A 26,324-nucleotide genomic window follows, 5' to 3' on the forward strand; every position below is an offset into this window, starting at 1 on the left:
TGGCCGCGTCACCGCTGAACCGGCAATTTCGGCTCGGCAAAACCTGAGGCCTTTATGAGTACCGACCTCGATCAGCTCACCGACTGGCTGAAAGAACACAAGATCACCGAAGTGGAATGCCTGATCAGCGACCTGACCGGCATCGCCCGGGGCAAGATCGCGCCGACCAACAAGTTCATCGCCGAGAAAGGCATGCGCCTGCCGGAGAGCGTGCTGCTGCAGACGGTCACCGGCGATTACGTGGAAGACGACATCTATTACGAGTTGCTCGACCCGGCGGACATCGACATGTATTGCCGTCCGGACCCCAACGCCATGTTCCTGGTGCCGTGGGCCATCGAGCCCACCGCCATGGTCATCCACGACACCTTCGACAAGATGGGCAACCCCATCGAGCTGTCGCCGCGCAACCTGCTCAAGAAAGTACTGAAGATGTACGCCGACCACGGCTGGATGCCCATCGTCGCGCCGGAAATGGAGTTCTACCTGACCAAGCGTAGCGACGACCCCGATTACCCGCTGCAGGCGCCGGTCGGCCGCTCGGGACGCCCCGAAACGGGGCGCCAGTCGTTCTCCATCGATGCCGCCAACGAGTTCGATCCGCTGTTCGAGGACATGTACGACTGGTGTGAGGCTCAGCGCCTGGACCTGGATACGCTGATCCACGAGGAAGGGCCGGCGCAGATGGAGATCAACTTCCGGCATGGCGAGGCCCTGCACCTGGCCGACCAGATCATGGTGTTCAAGCGCACCATGCGCGAGGCGGCGCTCAAGCACGACGTGGCCGCCACGTTCATGGCCAAGCCGATCACCGATCAGCCGGGCAGCGCCATGCACCTGCACCAGAGTGTGCGCGACGCGCAAAGCGGCAGGAACATCTTCTCCAACGAGGATGGCTCCCCAAGCGAGTTGTTCCTCAGTTACATCGGCGGCCTGCAGAAGTACATCCCCGAGCTGCTGCCGCTGTTCGCCCCCAACGTCAATTCGTTCCGCCGTTTCCTGCCGGATACCTCGGCGCCGGTGAACGTGGAATGGGGCGAGGAGAACCGTACCGTCGGCCTGCGCGTGCCGGAATCCTCGCCGCAGAACCGGCGCATCGAGAACCGTCTGCCCGGTGCGGATGCCAACCCGTACTTGGCGATCGCCGCCAGCCTGCTGTGTGGTTACATCGGCATGGTCGAAGGCCTGCGGCCCACCCAGCCGGTGCAGGGGCGCGGCTATGAGCGGCGCAACCTGCGCCTGCCGCTGACTATCGAGGATGCCTTGGAGCGCCTGGAAAACTGCAAGGCCCTGGAGAAGTACCTGGGCAAGAAATTCATCGCCGCCTACGTGGCGGTCAAGCGGGCGGAAAACGAGAACTACAAGCGGGTGATCAGCTCCTGGGAGCGTGAATTCCTGCTCTTTTCGGTATAGGTCGCGATGCTGCGGCGCGGGGCCTGGAGAAAGGTGTCGACACGATGAGCAAACAGACCGAACACTGGCAGGCCCTGAGCCGCGACCACCACCTGGCGCCCTTTACCGACTTCCAGGCGCTCAACCGCAAGGGCGCGCGCATCGTGACCCGCGCCGAGGGCGTGTACCTGTGGGACAGCGAGGGCCACAAGATCCTCGATGGCATGGCCGGGCTCTGGTGCGTCAACGTCGGCTACGGCCGCGAGGAGCTGGTCGAGGCGGCCGCCCGGCAGATGCGCGAACTGCCCTACTACAACCTGTTCTTCCAGACCGCGCACCCGCCGGCCCTGGAGCTCGCCCAGGAAATCGCCGCGCTGGCGCCGGCGGGCATGAACCATGTGTTCTTCACCGGCTCGGGCTCCGAGGCCAACGACACCGTGGTGCGCATGGTGCGCCATTACTGGGCAGTCCAGGGCCAGCCCGAGAAGCAGGTGATCATCGGTCGCTGGAACGGCTATCACGGCTCGACCATGGCGGGCGCGAGCCTGGGCGGCATGAAGGGCATGCACGCACAGGGCGGTTTGCCGATCCCGGGGATCGAGCACATTGACCAGCCTTACTGGTATGGCGAAGGCGGCGCACTGAGCCCCGAGGAATTCGGCGTCCGCGTGGCCGACCAACTGGAGGAGAAGATCCGCCAGCTTGGCGCCGACAAGGTCGCCGCTTTCATCGCCGAGCCGATCCAGGGCGCCGGCGGGGTGATCGTGCCGCCGGACAGCTACTGGCCGCGCATTCGCGAGATCCTCGCGCGCCACGACATCCTGTTCATCGCCGATGAGGTGATCTGCGGCTTCGGCCGTACCGGCGAATGGTTCGGCAGCCAGTACTACGACCTGCGGCCGGACCTGATGCCGATCGCCAAGGGCCTGACCTCCGGCTACATCCCCATGGGCGGCGTAGTAGTGCGCGACAAGGTGGTCGAGGTGCTCAACCGCGGCGGCGAATTCGCCCACGGCTTCACCTATTCCGGCCACCCGGTGGCGGCGGCGGTAGCGCTGGCCAACCTGCGCATCCTGCGTGACGAAGGCATCGTGGCGCGGGTCAAGGCGCAAACGGCACCCTATTTGCAAAGACGTTGGCGTGAGCTGGCCGCCCACCCGCTGGTGGGGGAGGCACGTGGCGTCGGCATGGTGGCTGCCATCGAGCTGGTGAAGAACAAGGAGACCCGCGAGCGTTATCGGGGACTGGAAATCGGCATGCGCTGTCGTGAGCACTGTTTCCAGAACGGCCTGGTGATGCGCGCGGTGGGGGACACCATGATCATCGCGCCGCCGCTGGTGATCAGCCCGGCGCAGATCGATGAGTTGCTCGAAAAGGCCTTCACCTGTCTGGACCTGACTCTCAAGGAGGTGCAGGGCCGGTAAAAAAGGCTCGAATCGGCCGAGCAGCCAGTTGTATCGACACGGGCTCCTTGCCAGACTTCGCGCGTGCGTAGGCCAGGCTCACCAGGGTGTGTCGCGGCAGCTCGCCAGCCACGCCATCTGAGTACTCAAAAAACAATCGGAGCAGTGAAGGCATGAAACTCTTCGGCAAGACCTTTCTCGCGCTATCCCTGACCGCGGCCGTGGCCGGTCTGGCTCAGGCCCAGGAAAAAGTGCTGCACGTCTACAACTGGTCGGACTACATCGCTCCGGACACCCTGGACAAATTCCAGAAGGAAACCGGCATCAAGGTGGTGTACGACGTGTTCGACAGCAACGAAGTGCTGGAAGCCAAGCTGCTCTCCGGTGGCTCGGGCTACGACGTCGTGGTGCCGTCCAACCCGTTCCTGGCCAAGCAGATCAAGGCCGGCGTGTTCCAGAAGCTGGACCGGAGCAAGCTGCCCAACTGGGAGAACCTCGACAAGAACCTGCTCAAGTCCCTGGAAACCAGCGACCCGGGCAACCAGTACTCCTTCCCCTACATGTGGGGCACCATCGGCTACGCCTACAACGTGGACAAGGTCAAGGCCGTGCTGGGTGACGGCGCCCCGGTGGATTCCTGGGACCTGGTGTTCAAGACCGAGAACATCGAAAAGCTGAAGAGCTGCGGCGTGTCCTTCCTCGATTCGCCCACCGAGATGCTGCCGGCGGCGCTGAACTACCTGGGCCTGTCGCCCGTCAGCGAGAGCAGTGCCGATCTGAAGAAGGCCGAGGACCTGTTCCTGAAGATTCGTCCGCACGTGGCCTACTTCCACTCCTCCAAGTACATCTCGGACCTCGCCAACGGCAACATCTGCGTGGCGGTCGGCTACTCCGGCGACCTCTACCAGTCCAAGTCGCGCGCTGAAGAGGCCGCCAACGGCGTCAACATTCACTATCAGATTCCGAAGGAAGGCGCCGGCTCCTTCTTCGACATGCTGGCCATTCCTGCCGATGCCAAGAACGTCGAGAACGCCCACGTGTTCCTGAACTTCCTGCTCAAGCCGGAAATCATGGCGGAAATCACCGATTACGTGCAGTTCCCCAACGGCAACAAGGCGGCTACCCCGCTGCTGGACGAGGCGATCCGCAATGACCCGGGTATCTACCCGCCGGAAGAGGTGATGGCCAAGCTGTACGCCTTCCCCGACCTGGATGCCAAGGTGCAGCGCGCCATGACCCGCAGCTGGACCAAGATCAAGTCCGGCCGTTGATTCATCGGCCGGCTGCTTCGGCAGCCGGCCGTTTTTCCCTGCCCACACCGACATGGCCATAAGGCCAGGAGCGTGACCGTCCGCCCCGCGCTGCATTTCAGGGGCACAGGAGAGCGACCGCCGGTCGCCGTTTCATCATTCTTGCCGCCTCTCGCGGCCCGCGCATGAGGACTTCACCATGCCCCATCGCAGTGCCCTGCTTGCCGCCTGCACCGTCCTGGCTCTGACCGGCACGGCCCAGGCCCAGGCCCAGTCCACGGTCCACGTCTACAACTGGTCGGACTACATCGGCGAAGACACCCTGGAGAATTTCCAGAAGGCCACCGGCATCCGTGCGGTCTACGACGTCTTCGATTCCAACGAAACCCTTGAAGGCAAGCTGCTGGCCGGTCGCTCCGGCTATGACGTGGTGGTGCCCAGCAATCACTTCCTCGCCCGGCAGATCAAGGCTGGCGCCTTCCGCAAGCTCGACCGCGACCAGTTGTCCAACTGGAACAACCTGGACCCCGCGCTGCTGCGCCAGCTGGAGGTGAACGACCCCGGCAACCAGTACGCCGTGCCCTACCTGTGGGGCACCAACGGATTGGGCTACAACGTCGAGAAGGTTACGGCCGCCCTTGGCGAGGATGTCGAGGTCGATTCCTGGGCGCTGGTCTTCGAAGTGGAGAACATCAAGAAACTCTCCAGCTGTGGTGTCGCCTTCCTCGATTCCGGGGACGAGATGCTGCCGGCGATGCTCAATTACCTGGGGTTGGACCCCAACAGCCAGAATCCCGATGACTTTGCACGTGCCGAAGCCCGGCTGCTGGAGGTGCGTCCCTACGTGACCTACTTCCACTCCTCCAAGTACATCTCGGACCTCGCCAACGGCAACATCTGCATGGCCGTGGGGTACTCCGGTGACGTGTTCCAGGCCGCCGACCGCGCCGAGGAAGCCGGCAAGGGCATCGAGATCGGCTATGTGATTCCCAAGGAAGGCGCCAACCTGTGGTTCGACATGTTGGCCATCCCGAGCGACGCGAAGAACGTCGAGCAGGCCCACGCGTTTATCAACTACCTGCTGGATCCCGAGGTCATCGCCGGGGTCAGCGACTACGTCGGCTATGCCAATCCCAACCTGGCTGCGCAGGAGCTGATGGACCCCGAGGTGCTGGCCGACGAGGCCATCTATCCGCCGCCGGAAGTGTTGGAAAAATTGTACATTTCGGCCGAATTGCCGCCGACTGTGCAGCGTTTGATGACACGCAGCTGGGCGAAGGTAAAGAGCGGAAAATAAAGCCGTAAAAAGGCGCGTCCAGCGCTGGCCCTGGACGCTGCTCGATGGTTCAATTGCGCCCCTTTGACCGGGGGTGCTCTCGGGGCCTATCGGCGTTGCGAAGCAGCCGAAACGGACCGCGAGGCTTCCGGCCTTTTAACGTGGTACTGGTTGTCTGGGCGCGGAATGCAATGCTGCCGGCGTTCCGCATCGAAACTTAACATCCGACCTGGCGCCACCAGGTAATGTCGGGGGAGTGTGCATATATGGCGGTGGCCTCGAGCGCCTTCAAGAAAGCCCTCAGCGGCGATCAGCAAGCCAAGGAAATTCTGGTCAGGATCGACCGTGTCACCAAGAAGTTCGACGAGACCGTGGCGGTCGATGACGTGTCCCTGACCATCCGTCGCGGCGAGATCTTCGCCCTGCTCGGTGGCTCGGGCTCCGGCAAGTCGACCCTGCTGCGCATGCTCGCCGGGTTCGAACGACCCACCGAGGGGCGCATCTACCTGGACGGCCAGGACATCACCGATCTGCCGCCGTACGAGCGGCCGATCAACATGATGTTCCAGTCCTACGCGCTGTTCCCGCACATGAGCGTGGAGCAGAACATCGCCTTCGGCCTCAAGCAGGACGGTCTACCCAAGGAGGAGATCGCCGAGCGCGTGGCGGAAATGCTGCGCCTGGTGCAGATGAGCCAGTACGCCAAGCGCAAGCCGCACCAGCTGTCCGGCGGCCAGCGCCAGCGCGTGGCCCTGGCCCGTTCGCTGGCCAAGCGCCCGAAGCTGCTGCTGCTCGACGAGCCCATGGGCGCGCTGGACAAGAAGCTGCGCTCGCAGATGCAACTGGAGCTGGTGGCCATTCTCGAGCGCGTCGGCGTGACCTGCCTGATCGTCACCCACGACCAGGAAGAGGCCATGACCATGGCCGAGCGCATCGCCATCATGCACCAGGGCTGGATCGCCCAGGTGGGCAGCCCGATGGACATCTACGAGACGCCGGCCAGCCGCCTGGTCTGCGAGTTCATCGGCAACGTCAATCTGTTCGAGGGCGAGCTGATCGAGGACCTGGAAGACCACGCGATCATCGCCTGCCCGCAGCTGGAGCGGCCGATCTATGTCGGCCACGGCATCAGCACCCGTGCCGAGGACAAGCGCGTCACTTATGCGCTGCGCCCGGAAAAGCTGCTGATCAGCACCAGCATGCCGGAGGTCGAGCACCCGGATTACAACTGGGTGCAGGGCACCGTGCATGACATCGCCTACCTGGGCGGTCACTCCACCTACTACATCCGCCTGGCGTCCGGGATGCTGGTGCAAGCGTTCCTGGCCAACAGCGAACGGCACGTGAAGCGACCCACCTGGAACGACCCGGTGTACCTGCACTGGATCGACGACAGCGGCGTGGTGCTGCAGTCATGAGCCTGGCGATGCTGAAGCGCTTCCTGCCCACGGGACGGCATGTCGTCATCGGCATCCCGTTCTTCTGGCTGCTGCTGTTCTTCCTGCTGCCCTTCGTCATCGTGCTGAAGATCAGTTTCGCCGAGGCCGAGGTGGCCATCCCGCCGTACACGGAAATCTTCGTGTGGGCGGAGAACCAGCTGCAGATCCTGCTCAACCTGGGCAACTACGTGTTCCTCAGCGAGGACGAGCTGTACCTGCTGGCCTACCTGAGCTCGCTGAAGATCGCCCTGGTCAGCACCCTGCTGTGCCTGCTGATCGGCTACCCGATGGCCTACGCCATCGCCCGCGCCGACAAGCAGGCGCAGACCATCCTGCTGATGCTGATCATGATGCCGACCTGGACCGCGATCCTGATCCGCGTCTACGCCTGGATGGGCATCCTCAGCAACAACGGCTTGCTCAACAGCGTGCTGATGGGCATCGGGCTGATCGACGAGCCGCTGCAGATCCTCAACACCAACCTGGCGGTGTACATCGGCATCGTCTACTCGTACCTGCCGTTCATGGTGCTGCCGCTGTACGCCAACCTGGTCAAGCACGACCTGAGCCTGCTGGAGGCCGCGGCTGACCTGGGGGCCGGGCGCATCGCCACCTTCTGGAAGATCACCGTGCCGCTGTCCAAGAGCGGCATCGTCGCCGGCTGCATGCTGGTGTTCATCCCGGTGGTGGGCGAGTTCGTCATCCCCGAGCTGCTCGGTGGCCCCGAGACGCTGATGATCGGCAAGGTGCTCTGGCAGGAATTCTTCAACAACCGTGACTGGCCGGTGGCGGCATCGCTGGCGGTGGTCATGCTGGCCATCCTGCTGGTCCCGATCATCCTGTTCAACCGCAACCAGGCCAAGGAACTGGAGGACAAGCCATGAAGCGCTGGAGCTTCTCCAACCTGATGCTGTGGGTCGGGTTGGCGTTCATCTACCTGCCGATGGTCATCCTGGTCATCTACTCGTTCAACGACTCGCGGCTGGTGACGGTGTGGGGCGGCTGGTCGGTGCGCTGGTACGCCAGTCTGCTGGACAACCGCCAACTGATGGGCGCGGTGATGCGTTCGCTGGAGATCGCCCTCTACACGGCCATTGCCGCCGTGGCGCTGGGCACCCTGGCGGCCTTCGTGCTGACGCGTATCCCGCGTTTCCGGGGTCGCACACTGTTCGGTGGCATGGTCACCGCGCCGCTGGTGATGCCCGAGGTGATCACCGGTCTGTCGCTGCTGCTGCTGTTCGTGGCCATGGCCCAGTTGATCGGCTGGCCGGCCGAGCGCGGCATGACCACCATCTGGATCGCCCACACCACCTTCAGCTCCGCCTATGTGGCGGTGGTGGTGATGTCGCGCCTGCGCGAGCTGGACCTGTCCATCGAGGAAGCGGCCATGGACCTGGGCGCCAAGCCCTGGAAGGTGTTCTTCCTGATCACCATTCCGATGATCGCGCCCTCGCTGGTGGCCGGCGGCATGCTGGCCTTCGCGCTGTCGCTGGATGACCTGGTGCTGGCCAGCTTCGTCTCCGGCCCGGGCGCCACCACCCTGCCGATGGAGATCTTCTCCGCCGTGCGCCTGGGGGTGAAGCCGGACATCAACGCCATCGCCAGCCTGATCCTGCTGGTCATTTCGCTGTTCACCTTCCTGGCCTGGTACTTCACCCGCCGGGCCGAGGACCGCAGGCGTCGTTCCATCCAGCAACTGCTGGACGAAACGCGCCCCGAGCGCGATCCGCGCCCGCAGCCGGAAGTGGCTTGAGAACGAGGGGGCAGACCTGAAAAGTCTGCCCCCTTTTTCATGCACAAAAGCACAACCTGAAAAACCACCGTAGGGCGGACAGCGACTTCCTGGCCGCCATTGCGCCGGAACGGCGCCCTCGCGGCGCGCTTGGTGGATCGGTGAAGCGCGATTCCCTACGGGGCGCCCCGGGTCCGCCAGAGCAGCGCCGCCAGCAGCAGAAACGCCAGCGACCAGCAGGCGGCGGACATGAGCAGCCAGGGGTACGGATCGGCTCCCAGCGGTACGGGCAGGATGCGTGCCAGGGCGGCCAGGCTGAGCAGCCCGGCGGCGGGGTGGATCCAGGGGACGGCGTTGGCATCGCGCAAGCGATAGAGCAGGCGCGTGCGCGCCATGACCGCCAGGGTCAGGGTGCCGAGTGCGCCGACCGTGATGCCGTGCAGGGCGACGGTCAATGGCAGCACGTCGAACAGCAGTGCGGTACCGAATAGCAGCAGACCGAGCGCCAGCCAGGCATAGCCGAGCAGCAGCACGGCGAGGTCGGCGCGGCGCAGATGCCGCCAGGGCTGCCAGCGCAGCAGCCGTATGCCTGTCAGCGCGCCGGCGGCCAGCGTTAGAGCGCCACCCACGGACTCAAGCGAGACCAGCAGGGCCAGCAGTGCGATTCCCAGCAGCACCAGCCCGGACCCTTCCAGGTGCGGTTGCACCCGCGCCTGCAGGTTCCAGCCTTGGCTTTGCGCATGACCGGCCAGCGCCGGGGCGATGATGCGCCCGCCCATGAAGAACAGCAGGGTGGCCAGCACCAGCAGGGCACCCTGGGCCAGGTGCGGGCTGATCGACAGGCGCGGGTCGAGAGTGCCCAGCACGCTGGCCAGGCCAAGGGCGATGACCAATGGCGCGACGGACTGGTTGCGCCACTTCTTCGCCGCGCCGACGAAGCGCGGCACCACCTTCCAGGCCAGCCCGGCCGCGAACGGTGCGGCGCCCAGCATCGACAGCCAGCCAGCGGGCCAGAACAGCCAGCCCAGCCGCGCCAGGGCCCAGCCGGCCAGCAGTGCCAGCGTCACCCGTTGTGGTTGCGGGCCGAGCAGGTAGCCGGCGACCACCGCCAGGGCGAAGCCAAACAGCATTTCATGGGCGTGGCCGTAGGGCGTGGCCAACCCGGGTGGGGTGGGTAGCAGGCCGAGCAGGCCGAGCACCGACCAGGGCAGGATCAGGGCCGCATACAGCGCGGCGACGGCAAAGAACCAGGCGTTGGCGAACGGCTGGCGGGGCTTGCGGTCGGCGCGATCGGTCATGGTGGGGGCGGACGGCTTGGCGCCGTCCGCCGGGGCCGATCAGCGTGTGGCCAGCAGCTCGCGGCCGCGCTGCACGGCGGCGCGCACCTGCGCGGGCGCGGTGCCGCCGATGTGGTTGCGGGCGTTCACCGAGCCTTCCAGGGTCAGCACGGCGAACACGTCGTCGCCGATCTGGTCGCTGAACTGGCGCAGCTCGTCCAGGCTCATCTCGGCCAGGTCCTTGCCGGTCTGCACGCCGTACTTCACCGCATGGCCGACGATCTCGTGGCAATCGCGGAACGGCAGGCCCTTGCGCACCAGGTAGTCGGCCAGGTCGGTGGCGGTGGAGAAGCCGCGGCGGGCCGCCTCGCGCATCACCGCCACGCGCGGCTTGATGGCCGGCACCATGTCGGCGAAGGCGCGCAGCGAGTCGCGCAGGGTATCGGCGGCGTCGAACAGCGGCTCCTTGTCTTCCTGGTTGTCCTTGTTGTAGGCCAGCGGCTGGCCCTTCATCAGGGTCAGCAGACCGGTCAGCGCACCGAACACCCGGCCCGACTTGCCGCGCACCAGCTCGGGCACGTCCGGGTTCTTCTTCTGCGGCATGATCGACGAACCGGTGCAGAAGCGATCCGGCAGCTCGATGAACTGGAACTGGGCGGAGGTCCAGAGCACCAGCTCTTCGGAGAAGCGCGACAGGTGCATCATGGCCAGCGAGGCGGCGGCGCAGAATTCGATGGCGAAGTCGCGATCGGAGACGCCGTCCAGCGAGTTGCCGCCGATGGCCTCGAAGCCCAGCAGCTGGCAGGTGATCTCGCGCTGGATCGGGTAGGTGGTGCCGGCCAGCGCCGCCGAACCCAGCGGCATGCGGTTGACGCGCGTGCGGCAATCCACCAGGCGCTCGTAGTCGCGGCTGAGCATCTCGAACCAGGCCAGCAGGTGGTGGCCGAAGGTCACCGGCTGGGCGGTCTGCAGGTGGGTGAAGCCGGGCATGATCACCTCGGCGTGCTGCTCGGCCTGTTCCAGCAGGCCCTGCTGCAGGCGGGTGATCTCGCCGAGGATGGTGTCGATCTCGTCGCGCAGCCACAGGCGGATGTCGGTGGCCACCTGGTCGTTGCGCGAACGGCCGGTGTGCAGCTTCTTGCCGGTGATACCGATACGGTCGGTCAGGCGTGCCTCGATGTTCATGTGCACGTCTTCCAGGTCGACGCGCCAGTCGAACTGGCCGGCCTCGATCTCGCCCTGGATCTGCTTCAGGCCGTCGATGATCGCGTCGCGCTCGCTCGCGGTCAGCACGCCGGCCTGTTCCAGCATGGTGGCGTGGGCGATCGAGCCCATGATGTCGTGGCGGTACAGGCGCTTGTCGAAGTCGACGGAGGCGGTGAAACGGGCGACGAATGCATCGACGGGCTCGCTGAAGCGGCCGCCCCAGGACTGGTTGGTTTTCTCGACACTCATGGAAGGCTCTCGGCTGTTCGCAACGGTCAGGGGGCCGCGCCGGCGGCCTCCCGCAAAGGATGGCGCATGATAGCAGGGTCTGCCGGCGCGCCGCTGCCGCCGGTGGCTGATGAGCCGGTCACGGAACGCCCGGAGCGTCCCTCGATTCGGTGCGCCAGATCGCTGTGCCAACGCGGCGCCCGGGCAACATGAGCGCCATGCGCCTGTTAACCCCGAAACCTGCCCCGCTCGACGATTTCTTCGTGCCCGCGCTCTGCGAGCCGGAGGCGCTGCTCACCCTCGTGTTGCTGGCCGAGCTGCTGGTGCTGGTGCTGGTACTGGCCGAACCGATGACCGTCGGCTTTGACTGGGTGCGCCTGGCCCTGGTCTCGCTGTTCGTGCAGTGGATCGTGCTGCTCTCGGCCGCCGTGCTGTGTCGGCTGCGCCCCTGGCTGGCACGTTGCCGGCCGCTGATCGCCGGTCTGGGGTGCTGCCTGGTGGTGGTGCTGCTGACCCTGGCCTGCACCGCGGTTGCAGAGCAGTACGAGCTGGGCGGCCCGCCCAGCGGGGAGCCGGCGCTTTACCTGCGTCATGCGCTGATCAGCCTGATCATGAGCACCCTGCTATTGCGCTACTTCTACCTGCAGAGCCAGTGGCGCCTGCAACAGCGCGCCGAGCTGCAGGCACGCATCGAGGCCCTGCAGGCGCGCATTCGTCCGCATTTCCTGTTCAATAGCCTGAACAGCATCGCCAGCCTGGTGGTGAGCGATCCGGCCAGGGCCGAACAGGCGGTGCTGGACCTGGCCGACCTGTTCCGCGCCAGCCTGGCCAGCCCCGGCAGCCTGGTCAACTGGCGAGAGGAGGTGACGCTGACGCGTCGTTACCTGGCCATCGAGCACTACCGGTTCGGCGAACGCCTGCAGGTGGAGTGGTGCGTCGATGGGGTGCCGGATGATCTGCCGATTCCGCCGCTGACCCTGCAGCCATTGGTGGAGAACGCGCTGATCCATGGGGTGGCCCCGCGTATCGAGGGCGGCCTGGTGCGCATCGAGGCGCAATGGCGCGCGGGGCGCTTCGAGCTGCAGGTCAGCAACCCGCTGGCGGAGCGGGAGGTGCCGGCATCGCGCGGCACCCAGCAGGGGTTGGCGAACATCCGTGGCCGACTGACGGCACTTTTTGGTCCTGACGCGAGTCTGAGCGTGGAGCGCCGTAACGGACGGCACTTTACCTGTCTACGCTATCCTTGTTTCAGTCTCACGCAGGAAGCCAGAGCCATATGAACGTCTTGATCGTCGATGACGAACCGCTCGCCCGTGAACGTCTGCAACGCCTGCTCGGAGAAATCGAAGGTTATCGCGCGCTGGATGCCGCGGCCGCCAATGGCGAGGAAGCCCTGGCCCTGATCGACAGCCTCAAGCCCGACGTGGTGCTGCTGGATATTCGCATGCCCGGCCTGGATGGCCTGCAGGTCGCTGCCCGCCTGTGCGAAAAGGAAGCGCCGCCTGCGGTCATCTTCTGTACCGCCCACGACGAATTCGCCCTGGAGGCTTTCCAGGTCAGCGCGGTCGGCTATGTCGTCAAGCCCGTGCGCCGCGAGGACCTGGCCGAGGCGCTGCACAAGGCGCAGCGCCCCAATCGCATGCAGCTGGCCGCCCTGACCCGGCCGCAAGCCGGCGGAGGTGAACCCCGCACCCATATCAGCGCCCGCACGCGCAAGGGCATCGAGCTGATTCCGCTGGAACAGGTGCTCTACTTCATCGCCGATCACAAGTACGTGACGCTGCGCCACAGCGGCGGCGAGGTGCTGCTGGACGAGCCGCTCAAGGCGCTGGAGGACGAGTTCGGTGACCGCTTCGTGCGCATCCATCGCAATGCGCTGGTGTCCCGCGAACGCATCGAGCGCCTGCAGCGCACACCGCTGGGGCATTTCCAGCTGTACCTCAAGGGCCTGGATGATCAGGCGCTGACCGTGAGCCGCCGTCATGTCGCCGGCGTGCGCAAACTGATGAGCAACCTGTAGGGCCGGCCGGGCGCTTTCCTTGATCCGCGCCGGTCCAGCCTCCGGCCGCGGCCTGTTATCATGCCGGCAGTTCTCGTTCTGGAATTGCCCATGTCCCGCGAAATCCGCATTGCCACCCGCAAGAGTGCCCTGGCCCTGTGGCAGGCCGAATACGTCAAGGCGCGCCTGGAGCAGGCGCATCCCGGCCTGCAGGTCAGCCTGGTTCCGATGGTCAGTCGCGGCGACAAGCTGCTGGACGCGCCGCTGGCCAAGATCGGCGGCAAGGGCCTGTTCGTCAAGGAACTGGAAACCGCCCTGCTGGAGAACGAGGCGGACATCGCCGTGCACTCCATGAAGGACGTGCCCATGGAGTTTCCCGAGGGCCTGGGCCTGTTCTGCATCTGCGAGCGCGAAGACCCGCGCGACGCCTTCGTTTCCAACACCTTCGACTCCCAGGATGCGCTGCCCGCCGGCAGCATCGTCGGCACTTCCAGCCTGCGCCGCCAGGCCCAACTGCTGGCCCGCCGCCCGGACCTGAAGATCCAGTTCCTGCGCGGCAACGTGAACACCCGCCTGGCCAAGCTGGACGCCGGCGAGTACGACGCCATCATCCTGGCCGCCGCCGGCCTGATCCGCCTCGGCTTCCAGGAACGCATCCGCTCCTTCATCAGTGCCGAAGACAGCCTGCCGGCCGGTGGCCAGGGCGCGGTGGGCATCGAATGCCGCAGCGCCGACAGTGAGGTGCATGCGCTGCTGGCGCCGCTGCACCACGCCGATACTGCCGACCGGGTCATTGCCGAGCGTGCACTCAACAAGCACCTGAACGGCGGCTGCCAGGTGCCGATCGCCTGCTACGCCATGCTGGAAGGCAACGACCTGTGGCTGCGCGGCCTGGTCGGCCAGCCGGACGGCGGCCGTCTGCTGCGCGCCGAGGCCCGCGCACCGCGCCAGGATGCCGAGGCGCTGGGTGTGCAGGTGGCCGATGCCCTGCTGAAGCAGGGCGCTGCCGCCATCCTGGCCGAAGTCTACGGCGAGGCCGGCCATCCGTGAGCGCCTGGCGCCTGCTGCTGACGCGCCCCGCCGAGGAGTGCGCCGCACTGGCGGCGCAGCTGGCCGAGCAGGGCATTCACGGCAGCTGCCTGCCCCTGCTGGACATCCAGCCGCTGCCGGAAACCCCCGAGCAGCGCAGCCTGCTGCTGGAGCTGGACCGCTACTGTGCGGTGATCGTGGTCAGCAAGCCGGCGGCACGCCTGGGCCTTGAGCGCGTCGATCGCTACTGGCCGCAGCCACCGATCAACCAGCACTGGTTCAGCGTGGGCGCGGCCACCGGCCAGCTGCTGGCCGACTACGGCCTGGACGTCAGCTGGCCTGAGGGGGGTGATGACAGCGAGGCGCTGCTGGAACTGCCAGCGTTCAGCGACGCCCTGAAGGTGCCCAACCCCCGGGTGCTGATCATGCGCGGTGATACTGGCCGGGAATTGCTCGCCGACCATCTGCGCGGCCAAGGTGTGGCGGTGGACTATTTGCCACTCTACCGGCGCCACCTGCCCAACTATGCTTGCGGCGAGCTGTCCCGACGCGTCGCCGCTGAGCGGCTCAATGGCCTGGTGATCAGCAGCGGCCAGGGCTTCGAACACTTGCGCCAGCTGGCCGGCGAGGCCTGGCCGGAACTGGCTCGGCTACCCTTGTTCGTGCCCAGCCCGCGAGTTGCCGAGCTGGCCCGCGCCGCGGGCGCCGAGCAGGTGGTGGATTGCCGTGGCGCCAGTGTCGCGGCGCTGCTTCAGGCATTGCAGGCCCACCGGGCCCCACATGGATAGGACGTACACGTGAGCGAAACCGACGCGCAAAGCCCCGCTCTTCCGGCTCCCTCCGAGCAGAACGAACCCCGCATGGCTGCCGGCCGTACTGCCCTGCTGCTGGCGATCGCCGCCCTGCTGATCGCCCTGGCGGCTGCCGGAATGGGCGGTTGGAGCTTCTGGCAGGGGCAGCAACTGCAGCTCCAGGCGCAGGCGCAACTGGCCGAGCAGCGCCAGCTGCAACAGGAATGGCAGACGGCCCGTACCGAAAGCGAACAACAGCTGGCGGCTACCGAGAGTGATGTGCGCCAGCGTCTTGAGCAGTTGCCCAGCCAAGAGCAACTGGCCGAACAGCGCCAACTGCTGCAGACCCTGCAGGGCGATCAGCAGCACCTGGCGCAGAGCCTCACCCGCCTGCTCGGCGCCAGCCGTGAGGACTGGCGGCTGGCCGAGGCCGAGCACCTGCTGCGCCTGGCCATCCTGCGCCTGTCCGCCCTGCAGGATGTGCCCAGCGCCATTGCCCTGGTGCAGGTCGCCGATGACATCCTGCGTGCGCAGGACGATCCGCTGGGCTTCGCCGCGCGCGGCGAGATGATCAAGGCCCTGGAGGCCTTGCGTGCCCTGCCGCAGCCGGACCGCAGCGGACTGTTCCTGCAGCTGGCCGCCCTGCGCGAGCAGGGCGAGCGTCTGCTGCACCAGCCGCCGCAGTTCAGTCAGCCCGCCCGGGAAGCGCCGCAGCATGCGTCCGAGGAGCGGGTCTGGGAGTACATCTGGCGCAAACTGTCCCCCTACCTGCGCATCGAGCTGAACGCCGAGCAGGAACTGCGGCCGCTGTTGGCCGGGCAAAGCCTCGCGCAGGTGCGCCTGGCCCTGAGCCTGGCCCTGGAGCAGGCGCAATGGGCCGCGCTGAACGGTCAGCCGCAGGTCTACGGCGCCGCGCTGCAGCAAGCCAGCGACGTGCTCACCGGTTATTTCGATACCGCCAACCCCGCCGCACGCAGCCTGCGTCAGCGCCTCGCCGAGTTGGCCGAGCAGCCGGTGAGCGTCGACACGCCCGACCTGCGACCGGCCCTGCAGAGCCTGCAGGCCTACCTGCGTCAGCGCCAGCAGGCGCGCGGCGAGGAACAGCCCGCGACGGAGGAGGCGCCATGATCCGCGCCGTGCTGCTGCTCGCCGTGCTGGTGGCCGGCGCCAGCCTGCTGGGCCTGGCCATCGCCCAGGGCAGCGGCTACGTGCTGATCGCCTACCGAGGGATGCGCTACGAATCCAGCCTGTGGATGTTCCTGGCCCTGCTGCTGGCGTTGTGGCTGCTGGTCTGGCTGGCGCGCCGAGCGCTGCGTCTGCTGGGTGTTTCGGGCGCGCTGCTCAACCCCTGGTCGCGGCGCCACCGCCAGCGGCGCGGCCACAAGGCCAGTGAGCGCGGCCTGCTGGAGCTTGCCGAAGGCCGCTGGCGGCCGGCGCTGCAGCACCTGCGCCTGGCTGCCGAACAGGACCCGCATCCCTTGCCCTATTACCTGGCCGCCGCGCGGGCCGCGCAGCATCTGGGTGACTACGAGGAAAGCGACGCCCTGCTGGAGCAGGCCCTGAACCGCCAGCCCCATGCGGAACTGGTCATCGCCCTGACGCATGCCGAGCTGCAGGAGCAGCGCGGCAACCTGGAAGGGGCCGAGGAAACCCTGACCGCCATGCTCGAGCGCCATCCGCACCAGCCGGAAGCCCTGCGCCGATTGCTTGCTGTGCAGCGCCGCCAGGCCAAGCCGGCCGCGTTGCTCGGCCTGCTCCCGGAGCTGCGCAAACACAAGGTGATCGAGGAAGCCGAGTTGCGCGAACTGGAGCGCGAGGCCTGGGCGGCGCGCCTGAGTGAGGTCGGTCGCGGTGGCGAGGCGCAGGCCCTGCGTGACACCTGGCCGCTGCTCAGCAGCAGCCTGCAGCACGATTCGCACCTGCTGGGCCTGTATGCCGAGCAGCTTGGCCGTGCCGGCGCCGAGGCCGAGGCCGAGGCCCTGGTGCGCAAGGCGTTGCGCAGGCAGTACCAGCCGGCCCTGGTGGAACTCTACGGCCGTCTGCGCGGGGCGGACAGCGGCCAGCAGTTGCAGGAAGCCGAACAGTGGCTGAAGGAGCACCCTGACGATCCCGTGCTGCTGCGCGCCCTGGCGCGAATCAGCATTCGCCATCAGCTGTGGGGCAAGGCGCGGGACTATTACGACGCCAGCCTGGCGCTGCAGCGCGATCCGAGGACTTGTGCCGAGCTGGCCCGATTGCTGGCGCGCCTGGGCGAGGGCGAGCGCAGCAACCAGCTGTTTCAGGAGGGGCTGGGAATGCTGGACACCGACGCACGTCATGCTTGAAAAGCCCCGGTGGGTTCCTCTACCGTAGCGACCCTCACAGCCCACCGGTGTCACCATGCTCCACGTCAGTTCCCGCACGCTGTTCCTCGTCGCCTTCCTCGGCACTGTCCTGATCATGCTGGGGGCGCTTTATCTGGAACATGGCGTCGGCCTGGAGCCGTGCCCGCTGTGTATCCTGCAGCGTCTGGCAGTCATCGGTTTCGGTCTGGTCTGCCTGGTCGCCGCCATACACGGGCCGGCGCGCACCGGCCAGCGAGTGTATGCCGCGCTGGCGCTGCTGATGGCAGGCGCGGGAGCCGGGGTGGCCGGGCGGCAGATCTGGCTGCAGCAGGTGCCGGCCGATGAGTTGCCGGCCTGCCTGCCCAGCCTCGACTACATGCTCGAAGCCCTGCCGTTTCAGGAAGTCATCAGCCTGATGCTGCACGGCAGCGCCGATTGCGCCAAGGTCACCTGGACCCTGTTCGGCATCAGCATTCCCGAATGGAGTCTGCTGGCCTTCATTGGCATGATCCTGTTCTCCCTGTATCTGCTGCTGCGTCGCCGTTGATCGGCTATCCCGCGTTCCCTTTCGCGTCAAGCACCCGCCAAGCCACGGCGCACGCGGCCTGGCGGGAAAACGCGCGTATGAATATTTCCCCGCCCGCGCCTTGAAAGGCGATCGTCCTCAAGCCTACAGTGGCCCGCACACGGGCACCGAAGCCGGTGCGCGTCCTGATGCCGCCATGAGTTATACGAGGTCGACATGCTGGAACGATGCCGAAATGCCCAGGAACGCTGGGGTGGGGTTCATGAGCTGATCGATCGCTGGTTGCGCGAACGACAGGATCTGGTCACCGAGCTCGTTGGTCTCGGCAAGGGTGTCGAGCCCGGAGCGCAGGGCGCCGAGGCGCTCAGGGGGCTGTGCCAGATCATGCTCGATTACGTGTCGGCCTGGCACTTCGGCGTCTACGAGCAGCTGCTCATCGAGGCGCGCGAATTCAACGACCAGCGTGGCCTGGAAGTGGCCAGCCAGATCCAGCCCCGCATCGAAGCAATCACCGCGCAAGTCGTGGCATTCAACGACCGCTGTCCGGCCGGGCGCTGCGCCAGTGATCCGGCGTTGGCCGGCGAGTTGCAGCAGCTCGGTCGGTTGTTCTGCGAACGCTTCGAGCTGGAGGACTGCCTGATCGAGGTGCTGCACAACGCGCATCGCCAGAAGGCACAGGCAGTCGCTGGCCATCAGTGACCGGGTTTCATTGCTGCCGGTCAACCCGTTCTGCAATGCCGGCGTGAGCGCCTATGCCCGGCTCCGACGGGCGGCTAGTATGGGCGCATTCATCGCCAGGAGAGCGTCATGGCCGCCAAGAAGAACACCGTGCAAACCCCCCTGCACCTGCTGCAGGAACTGTCGCAGAGTCTGCTCGCGCACCTGGAGGAGGCCTGCATCCTGGCCCAGGCCGATGCCGAGAAGCTGTTGCTGAAGCTTGACCGGCAACGCGCCAAGGCTCAGGAAAAGCTCGAAGCGGCCCGCCAGGCGCTGGAGAAGGCCGCTGCTGCGGGCAAGGCCGGAGCGCAGGCCAAGGCGCGTGCGCGCATCGAGAAGCTCGAGCTGCTGCTGGACGCGCTGAAGGCCAGCGATCGCGACACCCGCAACTACCTGGTCCAGCTCAAGGCTGACATCCAGGACAGCCTGCGCATGGCCCAGCAGGTCGGCAAGGCCGGTGAGGACGCTGCCCAGGCCCTCGCCGCGCGTCAGGAGGCTCCCAAGGCCAAGGCGCCGCGGGCAGTCAAGCCCGCAGAAAAGGCACCCGTGAAGAAAGCGCCGGCGCGCGCGGCCAAGCCCAAGGCGGCAGCGGCACCTCAGTAAGCGTCAGCGCCCGGCGGCCACCGCCAGACGAGTCAGCTCGGCCGCGCAGGTGGTCGGGCTGGCCAGGCGGGTGAGCCATGTCAGGGGCTCGCCCGACGCCTGGGTGGGCCACTCGGCGCAGCAGGCTTCCAGGCGGCGCAACAGTTCGCGTTCGGCATCCTGTTCGAGTTCGGCCAGTCGTTGGCGCAGCGCGGCCAGCCCGGCATCCTGGCTGGCCGCGACCTTCCAGCGCCGGCGCAGGGCGCGCAGCGGGGCGACCACTTCGTGCTGCCAGTCGGCGGCGACCTCGCGCAACTGCTGACAGCGCGCCGGTGTGCAGATCACGCCGCGCCAGCCCAGCCAGACGGCGCACAGCAACAGGCAGACATCCTCCTCGTGCTCGTCCTGCAGACGCAGGCAAGCCGTCTCGACGCCCGGCTGGGCATACAGCTGCACGGCAAAATCCCACAGCGCTTTGCTCATCGGCCCCCCGTTCGCCGACGCAGGAAACTGATAAACTGCGCCGCCTTATGATTCGACTCGAAAAGCTTACCCTACAGCGTGGCCCGCAGCGTCTGCTGAGCGAGGCCGACCTCACCCTGCATCCCGGTCAGAAAGCCGGCCTGGTCGGGGCCAATGGCGCCGGCAAGTCCAGCCTGTTCGCCCTGCTGCGTGGCGAACTGGGCGCCGATGGCGGCGAATGTCATATCCCGGCCAGCTGGCGCATCGCCCATATGCGCCAGGAGATCGACGACCTCGACCGCCTGGCGGTGGACTACGTGCTCGACGGCGACGTCGAGCTGCGCCGCATCCAGCGTGAACTGGCCGCCGCCGAGGCGGCCCACGACGGAACGGCCCAGGCACGCCTGCACACCGAGCTGGACACCGCCGACGGCTACAGCGCCGACGCCCGGGCGCGCAAGCTGCTGGCCGGCCTGGGCTTCGAGCCGGCGCAGATGGAGCGCCGGGTCGGCGACTTCTCCGGTGGCTGGCGCATGCGCCTCAACCTGGCGCAGGCGCTGATGTGCCCGTCCGACCTGCTGCTGCTCGACGAGCCCACCAACCACCTGGACCTCGATGCGATCCTCTGGCTGGAAGGCTGGCTGAAGAGCTACCCGGGCACCCTGCTGCTGATTTCCCACGACCGCGATTTTCTGGATGCAGTGGTGGAACAGATCATCCACGTCGAACAGCAGAAGCTCACCCAGTACCGGGGCGGCTATTCCGCCTTCGAGCGCGCCCGTGCCGAGCGTCTGGCCCAGCAGCAGCAGGCCTACGACAAGCAGCAGGCGCAGCGCGCGCACATGGAAGACTTCATCCGCCGCTTCAAGGCCAAGGCATCCAAGGCCCGCCAGGCGCAGAGTCGTCTCAAGGCGCTGGAGCGTCTGGAGGAACTGGCCCCGGCGCATGTGGATTCGCCGTTCGATTTCAGCTTCCGCGAGGCATTGAAGGTATCCAGCCCGCTGCTGGACCTGGCCGAGGGACGCCTTGGCTACGGCGAGCGCGCGGTGCTCGACAAGGTCAAGCTGCAGCTGGTGCCGGGCGCGCGCATCGGTCTGCTCGGTCCCAACGGCGCCGGCAAGTCGACGCTGATCAAGACCCTGGCCGGCGAACTGCAGCCGCTGGGCGGCCGCCTGCAGCGTGGCGAGAACCTGGCGGTGGGCTACTTCGCCCAGCACCAGCTGGATGCCCTGGACTCCAAGGCCAGCCCGCTGCTGCACCTGCAGCGCATCGCCCGCGACGAACGCGAGCAGACGCTGCGCGATTTCCTCGGCGGCTTCGACTTCCGCGGTGACCGTTGCGACGAGCCGGTGGTCAACTTCTCTGGAGGCGAAAAGGCCCGCCTGGCCCTGGCGCTGATTGCCTGGCAGCGCCCCAACCTGCTGCTGCTCGACGAACCCACCAACCACCTGGACCTGGAAATGCGCCTGGCGCTGACCATGGCCCTGCAGGAATTCGAAGGCGCCGTGCTGGTGGTCTCCCACGACCGCCATCTGCTCAAGAGCACCACCGACCAGTTCCTGCTGGTGGCCGAGGGCCGTGTCCAGGAGTTCGACGGCGATCTCGACGACTACGCCCGCTGGCTGGTGGATTTCCGCGCCCGCCAGCAGCCGGCCAGCGCCGAGCCGGTCGGCGAGCGTACCGACAAGCGCGCCCAGCGCCAGGCCGCCGCCGCCCTGCGCCAGCAGCTGGCGCCACACAAGCGCGAGGCCGACAAGCTGGAAAGGCAGCTCGGCGAGGTGCAGGAAAAACTGGCGGCGATCGAAGCCCGACTGGCCGACCCGCAGGTGTATGAAGCAGTCCGCAAGGACGAGCTCAAGCAGCTACTGGCCGAGCAAAGCACCCTCAAGGCACGCGAGGCGCAACTGGAAGAAGCCTGGCTGGCCTGCCTGGAGACCCTCGAGGCCCTGCAGGCGGAACTGGAGAGCAGTCAATGAAGGAATGGTTGCCGTTGTGGGCTCAGGAGTGGTTCGGCATCCTGGTGCCCGGCTTGCAGATTGTCCTGATCCTGTTCGTCGCCTGGGCGCTGCAGCGCCTGCTGCGGCGCTTCATCGTGCGCGTCGGCGAGCGCTACCGCCTGCCGATGGAATTGCTGATGCCGCTGCGCGGCCTGCTCAGCTGGCTGATCATGGGCAGCGCCCTGCTGATGGTGCTGGAGCGCCTGGGCGTGTCGGCCACCGTGCTGTGGACCGCGCTGACCGGTTTCGCCGCCGTGGCGGCGGTGGCCTTCTTCGCCGCCTGGAGCGTGCTCTCCAACCTGTTCTGCGCCCTGCTGATCTTCACCGCCAGCCCGTTTCGCATCGGTGATCAGCTGGAAGTGGTGGAAAGCGCCGACAAGCCCGGGGTCAAGGGCCGAGTGGTGGACATCAATCTGCTCTACACCACCCTCGAGGATGTCAGCGAGGGCAGTCAGGGCTGCCTGCTGCAGATTCCCAATTCGCTGTTCTTCCAGAAGGTCGTGCGCCGCTGGCGGGGCACCGAACTTTCTACCCTCAAGCGCGAGATCTGATCCCCTATGGAATGGCTGACCACCCCGGAAATCTGGGTAGCTTTCCTGACTCTTACCGCCCTGGAAATCGTCCTGGGCATCGACAACATCATCTTCATATCCATCCTGGTGTCGCGCCTGCCCAGGCACCAGCAGGCCAAGGCACGTTTCTTCGGCCTGGCGCTGGCCATGGGTACGCGCATCCTGCTGCTGCTGTCGATTGCCTGGGTGATGCGCCTGACCAACGACCTGTTCACTGTCTGGGGTGAGGGCATTTCCGGTCGAGACCTGATCCTGTTCTTCGGCGGCCTGTTCCTGCTGTTCAAGAGCACCCTGGAGATCTGGCACAGCGTCGAGGGCGAAGAGGAATCCCATGAGGGTGCCGGCGCCGCCAGGGCCGGCTTCATGAGCATCATTCTGCAGATCGCGGTGATCGACATCATCTTCTCCCTGGACTCGGTGATCACCGCTGTGGGCTTGGTGGAGAACGTGCCGGTGATGGTCGCCGCCATCGTCATCGCCGTAATAGTAATGATGCTGGCCGCCGGCACCATCAGCGAGTTCATCGACAAGCACCCGACCCTGAAGATCCTTGCCCTGTCGTTCCTGATCGTGGTCGGCACCCTGTTGGTGGCCGAGGCCTTTGACGTGCACGTACCCAAGGGCTATGTGTACTTCGCCATGGCCTTCTCGCTGGGCGTCGAGGCGCTCAACATCCGCATGCGCCGCGCCATGAGCCGCAAGCTGCGTGATCCGCTGAAACTCAACAAGGGCCAGCCGGACTGAGTCCGCCTGACCCGCCGGGGACACTGCCATGGCCTGGGAAACCTGGTTCGCCTTCTTCGCCGCCTGCTGGGTGATCAGTCTGTCGCCCGGTGCTGGCGCTATCGCCTCGATGTCCTGCGGCCTGCGCTACGGGTTCTGGCGGGGCTACTGGAACGTGCTCGGACTGCAGCTGGCGCTGGCCCTGCAGATCGCCATCGTTGCCGCAGGACTCGGCGCGGTGCTGGCGGCCTCGGAGCTGGCCTTCGGGCTAATCAAGTGGTTCGGTGTCGCCTACCTGCTGTACCTGGGCTGGAAGCAGTGGGTCGCGCCGGTGGGCGAGCTGGCCGCCAGCGACACGGCGCGTCCGCTGGGCCGACCGCTGACCCTGGTGCTGCGCGGCTTTCTGGTCAACGCCAGCAACCCCAAGGCGATCGTCTTCATCCTCGCGGTGATTCCCCAGTTCCTCGATCCGCGTCAACCGCTGCTATCCCAGTACCTGATCATCGCCGCCACCATGATCGCCGTGGACCTGGTGGTGATGGCCGGCTACACCGGGCTGGCGGCCCGGGTACTGCGCCTGCTGCGTTCGCCTCGCCAGCAGCGGCTGCTCAACCGCACCTTTGGCGCGCTGTTCATGGCGGCCGCCGCCTTGCTGGCCACCGTGCGCCGGGCGCCGGCCTGACATGCGCATCTGGATCGACGCCGACGCCTGCCCCCGTCCGGCGCGGGACCTGGTGGTGAAGTTCGCCCTCAAGCGCAGCCTGCAGGTCAGCCTGGTGGCCGGCCAGGCGCAGACCAAACCGGCCTTTGCCTGCGTACGCCTGATCGTGGTGCCCAGCGGGCCGGATGCCGCCGACGATTACCTGGTCGAACACGCCGAGCCGGGCGATCTGGTGATCTGCAGCGACATTCCGCTGGCCGACCGGCTGGTGAAGAAGGGCGTCGTCGCCCTCGACCCGCGCGGCCGCGAGTTCGACGAGCGCAACATGGGCGAGCGCCTGGCGCTGCGCAACCTGTTCAGCGATCTGCGCGATCAGGGGCAGATGGGCGGTGGTCAGGCGGCCTATGCCGAGCGTGATCGCCAGGCCTTCGCCAACGCGCTGGATCGCCTGGTGACGCGCCTGTCCCGAGGCTGAGTCGGCTCAGGCGTAGCGTCGGGCATGCTCGTCGATCCGTTGCTGCAGGCGGTACAGCCATGCGAAGCCCTGTTCCCAGCGACAGTGTCCCGACTTCACATTGATATGGCCGACGCCGCTGAGCAGCGTAGCCTCGGCGTACCAGTCGGCGGCCAGTTGCAGGGCACTCGAGGCGCTGGCCGCCGGGTCGTTGTCGGAGGCGACCAGCAGGCTGGGGAAGGGCAGCGGCTGGCGCGGCAGCGGCGCAAAGTTGCGCAGCGGCTGCGGGCATTCGGCGCGCTCCACATCCGCCGGCGCCACCAGCAGCGCGCCACGGACTCGCTCCAGCAGAGCAGGTGATGCCTGGGTTGCCCAGTGGGCGATGGTCACACAGCCCAGGCTGTGGCCGATCAGGATCACCGGGCCGGGCGCCCGCGCGATGGCCTCTTCCAGGCGGCGCACCCAGGCAGCCTGACGCGGCTGCATCCAGTCATCCTGTTCCACCCGGGCGCTGTTGGGCAGCACGCGCTGCCAGTGGCTCTGCCAATGCTCGGCCGGCGACCCCTGCCAGCCGGGAACGATCAGGTAGTGGGGAGTGGAAAGGGACATGGCGCGCCTCCTGACGATTTCGGGCGCCAGTGTAGGGAGCTCTGTTTCGGATAAGAAGGAATAAAAGATTATTTTCTTATGCCTTTTAAGGATCTTCGTAGGGTGGCTCGCGCTTTACCGAGCCACCGTGCGCGCCGAGAGGCGCGCTGCCCGTGAAGCGGTGGCTTACCCGCACAGATAAGTCCCGGTGCCCACCGCGATCAGCACACCGTCCTGGTTATGCAGTTCGCTGCGCACCACTGCCACCTTGTTGCCCTCGCGCAGTGGCACCGCGCTGGCGATGAAGGACATGCCGCGTCCGGGGCGCAGGTAGTCGATGCGCAGGTCGATGGTGCCCAGTCGCGCCAGCCGGGCCATGCGTTCGGCCACCGGCAGCTCGTTCAGCCGTTCGCAGGCGCCAATCAGCGCCATGGCCCCGCCGGCCACGTCCAGCAGCGTGGCGATCGCGCCGCCATGCAGGATGCCCTGCACGAAGTTGCCAACCAGCTCGGCGCGCATCGGCATGCGCATCAGCACCTGCTGGCGGGACAGGCTGTCGATCTCGATGCCCAACTGCTGGTTGAAGGGGATGCGGGTGAAGAACTGGCCGATGGCCGCGTACAGCTCGTCGTTGGAGGATGGATGCATCGACGGCGCTCCGGAAGGCGGAGTGCGCAGGCTCGCCGGAAAGCGGCATCGCTGGCCAGTGGGCTGGCGCAGCGAGCCGGCAGTTTGTCCGCTATGACCTGTGGTCAGCCCTCGGCAAGGATCAGCACCTCGTCGACCAGCTTGTTGATGCCGGTGGCGGCCTCGCTGATGGACTTGGCCAGCATGTAGGCCGGGGTGGTGACCAACTTGTGGCGCCGATCGATCACGATGTCCTCCACCGGGCACTCCTGATGGTGCGCGCCCATCTTTTCCATGGCTGCGGCGGTGTCGGCGTCGTTGCCGATGGTGCACTGCACACCGGCACCGAAGATCTTCGCCGCCAGCGCGGGGGCGATGCAGATCAGGCCGATCGGCTTGCCCGCCTGCGCGAAGGCCTGGGTGAAGGCCAGCACGTCGGGTTGCACGCTGCAGTTAGCGCCGCTGACCGCGAAATCGCTGAGGTTCTTGGCCACACCGAAGCCGCCCGGCAGGATCAGCGCATCGAAGTCCTCGACCCGCGCTTCGCGCAGGTCCTTGATGTTGCCGCGCGCGATACGCGCCGCCTCGACCAGTACGTTGCGTTTGCCATTCATTTCTTCGCCCCGGTAATGGTCGATCACGTGCATCTGCTCGACATTCGGCGCGAAGCACTGGACCTGGGCGCCACGCTGGTCCAGGCGCAACAGCGTGAGCACGCTCTCGTAGATTTCCGCTCCGTCGTAGACACCACAGCCGGAAAGAATGACGGCGACTTTCTTGTGCATGCTGTTCTCCTGTATCGGTTCCTGGATGTGCAACCGCTGTGTCGTAGAGGCGGCGGATGCCGTCATCCTACTGCGTGATTGCCGGGTGGGCGAGTTCCTGCTTGGAGTGCCGGCGGTTGCCGCTGTTGCATGCCGGACGTCGCCAGCGCATGGCTCGACGCAGAGCCTCGGCTGGCCGACAATGGCCGCTCGTCGCGCCCGCCTGTGGGCGCCGTGCGGGCTGTCATCAAACGGTCATGATGATGCCGCTAACTCTTCACACACGCGCCCATGGGGCGCCTGGA

Annotated in this window: 27 protein-coding genes; 21 read left to right on the forward strand and 6 right to left on the reverse strand. The window is 66.6% G+C overall.

Annotated features, from left to right (window positions below):
• Positions 1-54 precede the first annotated feature (54 nt).
• The 7 genes from PT85_RS15610 (at position 55) to PT85_RS15640 (ending at position 8,513) form a co-directional block, all read left to right on the forward strand.
• Positions 55-1,413 (forward strand): glutamine synthetase family protein, encoded by a 1,359-nt coding sequence (locus tag PT85_RS15610; protein WP_027589251.1) that lies wholly within the window; start codon positions 55-57, stop codon positions 1,411-1,413.
• 44 nt (positions 1,414-1,457) lie between these two features.
• Entirely contained in the window at positions 1,458-2,816 is a 1,359-nt protein-coding gene (locus PT85_RS15615) for an aspartate aminotransferase family protein (protein WP_037008451.1), read from the forward strand.
• Positions 2,817-2,968: 152 nt separating this feature from the next.
• Positions 2,969-4,066: a polyamine ABC transporter substrate-binding protein gene (locus PT85_RS15620; RefSeq protein WP_027589253.1), complete on the forward strand. Its 1,098-nt coding sequence runs from the start codon at positions 2,969-2,971 to the stop codon at positions 4,064-4,066.
• Between the two features lie 178 nt (positions 4,067-4,244).
• A complete protein-coding gene (locus tag PT85_RS15625; protein WP_051587319.1) occupies positions 4,245-5,342 on the forward strand; it encodes a polyamine ABC transporter substrate-binding protein in 1,098 nt (365 codons plus the stop codon).
• Between the two features lie 245 nt (positions 5,343-5,587).
• Complete coding sequence (locus PT85_RS15630; RefSeq protein ID WP_027589255.1) at positions 5,588-6,739, forward strand: ABC transporter ATP-binding protein; 1,152 nt, start codon at positions 5,588-5,590, stop codon at positions 6,737-6,739.
• Between the two features lie 23 nt (positions 6,740-6,762).
• Entirely contained in the window at positions 6,763-7,644 is an 882-nt protein-coding gene (locus PT85_RS15635) for an ABC transporter permease subunit (protein ID WP_162172912.1), read from the forward strand.
• Positions 7,641-8,513 (forward strand): ABC transporter permease subunit, encoded by an 873-nt coding sequence (locus PT85_RS15640; protein WP_027589257.1) that lies wholly within the window; start codon positions 7,641-7,643, stop codon positions 8,511-8,513. The genes PT85_RS15635 and PT85_RS15640 overlap by 4 nt, the downstream gene beginning before the upstream one ends.
• Before the next feature lie 155 nt (positions 8,514-8,668).
• Here the strand turns inward: PT85_RS15640 and PT85_RS15645 are convergent, their stop codons facing one another.
• Positions 8,669-9,790, reverse strand: coding sequence for an NnrS family protein (locus tag PT85_RS15645; RefSeq protein ID WP_039607165.1), 1,122 nt, complete (start codon positions 9,788-9,790; stop codon positions 8,669-8,671).
• A gap of 39 nt (positions 9,791-9,829) precedes the next feature.
• Positions 9,830-11,224 (reverse strand): argininosuccinate lyase, encoded by a 1,395-nt coding sequence (gene argH / locus PT85_RS15650; protein WP_039607166.1) that lies wholly within the window; start codon positions 11,222-11,224, stop codon positions 9,830-9,832.
• Between the two features lie 197 nt (positions 11,225-11,421).
• Here argH and PT85_RS15655 point away from each other — a divergent pair, with 197 nt between their 5' ends.
• The 9 genes from PT85_RS15655 to PT85_RS15695 all read left to right on the forward strand — a co-directional run bounded on the left by PT85_RS15655 (position 11,422) and on the right by PT85_RS15695 (position 19,192).
• Positions 11,422-12,483 (forward strand): sensor histidine kinase, encoded by a 1,062-nt coding sequence (locus PT85_RS15655; RefSeq protein ID WP_027589260.1) that lies wholly within the window; start codon positions 11,422-11,424, stop codon positions 12,481-12,483.
• Positions 12,480-13,223, forward strand: a complete 744-nt coding sequence (locus tag PT85_RS15660; RefSeq protein WP_039607167.1) for a LytR/AlgR family response regulator transcription factor — start codon at positions 12,480-12,482, stop codon at positions 13,221-13,223. The genes PT85_RS15655 and PT85_RS15660 overlap by 4 nt, the downstream gene beginning before the upstream one ends.
• A gap of 90 nt (positions 13,224-13,313) precedes the next feature.
• Positions 13,314-14,252, forward strand: coding sequence for a hydroxymethylbilane synthase (gene hemC, locus PT85_RS15665; protein ID WP_039607168.1), 939 nt, complete (start codon positions 13,314-13,316; stop codon positions 14,250-14,252).
• On the forward strand, positions 14,249-15,019 hold the full coding sequence (locus PT85_RS15670) for a uroporphyrinogen-III synthase (RefSeq protein ID WP_027589263.1): 771 nt from the start codon (positions 14,249-14,251) through the stop codon (positions 15,017-15,019). Before hemC ends, PT85_RS15670 begins: the two co-directional genes overlap by 4 nt.
• A gap of 72 nt (positions 15,020-15,091) precedes the next feature.
• Positions 15,092-16,150: a uroporphyrinogen-III C-methyltransferase gene (locus PT85_RS15675; RefSeq protein WP_082013088.1), complete on the forward strand. Its 1,059-nt coding sequence runs from the start codon at positions 15,092-15,094 to the stop codon at positions 16,148-16,150.
• A complete protein-coding gene (locus PT85_RS15680; RefSeq protein WP_039607170.1) occupies positions 16,147-17,346 on the forward strand; it encodes a heme biosynthesis protein HemY in 1,200 nt (399 codons plus the stop codon). Before PT85_RS15675 ends, PT85_RS15680 begins: the two co-directional genes overlap by 4 nt.
• A 55-nt stretch (positions 17,347-17,401) precedes the next feature.
• Complete coding sequence (locus PT85_RS15685) at positions 17,402-17,893, forward strand: disulfide bond formation protein B (RefSeq protein ID WP_027589265.1); 492 nt, start codon at positions 17,402-17,404, stop codon at positions 17,891-17,893.
• Positions 17,894-18,088: 195 nt separating this feature from the next.
• Positions 18,089-18,571, forward strand: a complete 483-nt coding sequence (locus PT85_RS15690; protein WP_039607171.1) for an Rsd/AlgQ family anti-sigma factor — start codon at positions 18,089-18,091, stop codon at positions 18,569-18,571.
• Between the two features lie 108 nt (positions 18,572-18,679).
• Entirely contained in the window at positions 18,680-19,192 is a 513-nt protein-coding gene (locus PT85_RS15695) for an AlgP family protein (RefSeq protein WP_039607233.1), read from the forward strand.
• Between the two features lie 3 nt (positions 19,193-19,195).
• On the opposite strand, the gene PT85_RS15700 is transcribed toward PT85_RS15695, so the two are convergent.
• Positions 19,196-19,654, reverse strand: coding sequence for a TIGR02444 family protein (locus tag PT85_RS15700; protein ID WP_039607172.1), 459 nt, complete (start codon positions 19,652-19,654; stop codon positions 19,196-19,198).
• A 47-nt stretch (positions 19,655-19,701) separates the two neighbouring features.
• Between PT85_RS15700 and PT85_RS15705 the strand changes: the two genes are divergently transcribed.
• From PT85_RS15705 to PT85_RS15725, 5 genes are read left to right on the forward strand one after another with little or no spacing between them, the layout of a single operon-like run.
• Entirely contained in the window at positions 19,702-21,609 is a 1,908-nt protein-coding gene (locus PT85_RS15705) for an ATP-binding cassette domain-containing protein (protein WP_039607173.1), read from the forward strand.
• Positions 21,606-22,181, forward strand: coding sequence for a mechanosensitive ion channel family protein (locus PT85_RS15710; protein ID WP_027590968.1), 576 nt, complete (start codon positions 21,606-21,608; stop codon positions 22,179-22,181). The genes PT85_RS15705 and PT85_RS15710 overlap by 4 nt, the downstream gene beginning before the upstream one ends.
• A 6-nt stretch (positions 22,182-22,187) precedes the next feature.
• Positions 22,188-22,946 carry a TerC family protein gene (locus PT85_RS15715; protein WP_039607174.1) on the forward strand — a complete coding sequence of 253 codons (759 nt, stop codon included), beginning with the start codon at positions 22,188-22,190 and terminating at the stop codon, positions 22,944-22,946.
• A gap of 28 nt (positions 22,947-22,974) precedes the next feature.
• Positions 22,975-23,607 (forward strand): LysE family transporter, encoded by a 633-nt coding sequence (locus tag PT85_RS15720; protein WP_039560101.1) that lies wholly within the window; start codon positions 22,975-22,977, stop codon positions 23,605-23,607.
• A gap of 1 nt (position 23,608) precedes the next feature.
• Positions 23,609-24,061, forward strand: a complete 453-nt coding sequence (locus PT85_RS15725) for a YaiI/YqxD family protein (protein WP_027590971.1) — start codon at positions 23,609-23,611, stop codon at positions 24,059-24,061.
• Positions 24,062-24,067: 6 nt separating this feature from the next.
• On the opposite strand, the gene PT85_RS15730 is transcribed toward PT85_RS15725, so the two are convergent.
• From PT85_RS15730 to elbB, 3 genes are all read right to left on the reverse strand, one after another.
• On the reverse strand, positions 24,068-24,649 hold the full coding sequence (locus PT85_RS15730; RefSeq protein WP_039607175.1) for an RBBP9/YdeN family alpha/beta hydrolase: 582 nt from the start codon (positions 24,647-24,649) through the stop codon (positions 24,068-24,070).
• 165 nt (positions 24,650-24,814) lie between these two features.
• Positions 24,815-25,276 (reverse strand): thioesterase family protein, encoded by a 462-nt coding sequence (locus PT85_RS15735; protein WP_027590973.1) that lies wholly within the window; start codon positions 25,274-25,276, stop codon positions 24,815-24,817.
• A 104-nt stretch (positions 25,277-25,380) separates the two neighbouring features.
• Positions 25,381-26,040 carry an isoprenoid biosynthesis glyoxalase ElbB gene (gene elbB / locus PT85_RS15740; RefSeq protein WP_039607176.1) on the reverse strand — a complete coding sequence of 220 codons (660 nt, stop codon included), beginning with the start codon at positions 26,038-26,040 and terminating at the stop codon, positions 25,381-25,383.
• Between the last annotated feature and the right edge of the window lie 284 nt (positions 26,041-26,324).

The organism is Pseudomonas flexibilis (assembly GCF_000806415.1).
Lineage (GTDB): Bacteria > Pseudomonadota > Gammaproteobacteria > Pseudomonadales > Pseudomonadaceae > Serpens > Serpens flexibilis.

Coding starts and splice junctions, on each gene's coding strand:
- PT85_RS15610 (WP_027589251.1), top strand. CDS start 55: ATGAGTACCGACCTCGATCAGCTCACCGACTGGCTGAAAGAACACAAG.
- PT85_RS15615 (WP_037008451.1), top strand. CDS start 1,458: ATGAGCAAACAGACCGAACACTGGCAGGCCCTGAGCCGCGACCACCAC.
- PT85_RS15620 (WP_027589253.1), top strand. CDS start 2,969: ATGAAACTCTTCGGCAAGACCTTTCTCGCGCTATCCCTGACCGCGGCC.
- PT85_RS15625 (WP_051587319.1), top strand. CDS start 4,245: ATGCCCCATCGCAGTGCCCTGCTTGCCGCCTGCACCGTCCTGGCTCTG.
- PT85_RS15630 (WP_027589255.1), top strand. CDS start 5,588: ATGGCGGTGGCCTCGAGCGCCTTCAAGAAAGCCCTCAGCGGCGATCAG.
- PT85_RS15640 (WP_027589257.1), top strand. CDS start 7,641: ATGAAGCGCTGGAGCTTCTCCAACCTGATGCTGTGGGTCGGGTTGGCG.
- PT85_RS15645 (WP_039607165.1), bottom strand. CDS start 9,790: ATGACCGATCGCGCCGACCGCAAGCCCCGCCAGCCGTTCGCCAACGCC.
- argH (WP_039607166.1), bottom strand. CDS start 11,224: ATGAGTGTCGAGAAAACCAACCAGTCCTGGGGCGGCCGCTTCAGCGAG.
- PT85_RS15655 (WP_027589260.1), top strand. CDS start 11,422: ATGCGCCTGTTAACCCCGAAACCTGCCCCGCTCGACGATTTCTTCGTG.
- PT85_RS15660 (WP_039607167.1), top strand. CDS start 12,480: ATGAACGTCTTGATCGTCGATGACGAACCGCTCGCCCGTGAACGTCTG.
- hemC (WP_039607168.1), top strand. CDS start 13,314: ATGTCCCGCGAAATCCGCATTGCCACCCGCAAGAGTGCCCTGGCCCTG.
- PT85_RS15675 (WP_082013088.1), top strand. CDS start 15,092: ATGGCTGCCGGCCGTACTGCCCTGCTGCTGGCGATCGCCGCCCTGCTG.
- PT85_RS15680 (WP_039607170.1), top strand. CDS start 16,147: ATGATCCGCGCCGTGCTGCTGCTCGCCGTGCTGGTGGCCGGCGCCAGC.
- PT85_RS15685 (WP_027589265.1), top strand. CDS start 17,402: ATGCTCCACGTCAGTTCCCGCACGCTGTTCCTCGTCGCCTTCCTCGGC.
- PT85_RS15690 (WP_039607171.1), top strand. CDS start 18,089: ATGCTGGAACGATGCCGAAATGCCCAGGAACGCTGGGGTGGGGTTCAT.
- PT85_RS15695 (WP_039607233.1), top strand. CDS start 18,680: ATGGCCGCCAAGAAGAACACCGTGCAAACCCCCCTGCACCTGCTGCAG.
- PT85_RS15700 (WP_039607172.1), bottom strand. CDS start 19,654: ATGAGCAAAGCGCTGTGGGATTTTGCCGTGCAGCTGTATGCCCAGCCG.
- PT85_RS15705 (WP_039607173.1), top strand. CDS start 19,702: ATGATTCGACTCGAAAAGCTTACCCTACAGCGTGGCCCGCAGCGTCTG.
- PT85_RS15710 (WP_027590968.1), top strand. CDS start 21,606: ATGAAGGAATGGTTGCCGTTGTGGGCTCAGGAGTGGTTCGGCATCCTG.
- PT85_RS15715 (WP_039607174.1), top strand. CDS start 22,188: ATGGAATGGCTGACCACCCCGGAAATCTGGGTAGCTTTCCTGACTCTT.
- PT85_RS15720 (WP_039560101.1), top strand. CDS start 22,975: ATGGCCTGGGAAACCTGGTTCGCCTTCTTCGCCGCCTGCTGGGTGATC.
- PT85_RS15725 (WP_027590971.1), top strand. CDS start 23,609: ATGCGCATCTGGATCGACGCCGACGCCTGCCCCCGTCCGGCGCGGGAC.
- PT85_RS15730 (WP_039607175.1), bottom strand. CDS start 24,649: ATGTCCCTTTCCACTCCCCACTACCTGATCGTTCCCGGCTGGCAGGGG.
- PT85_RS15735 (WP_027590973.1), bottom strand. CDS start 25,276: ATGCATCCATCCTCCAACGACGAGCTGTACGCGGCCATCGGCCAGTTC.
- elbB (WP_039607176.1), bottom strand. CDS start 26,040: ATGCACAAGAAAGTCGCCGTCATTCTTTCCGGCTGTGGTGTCTACGAC.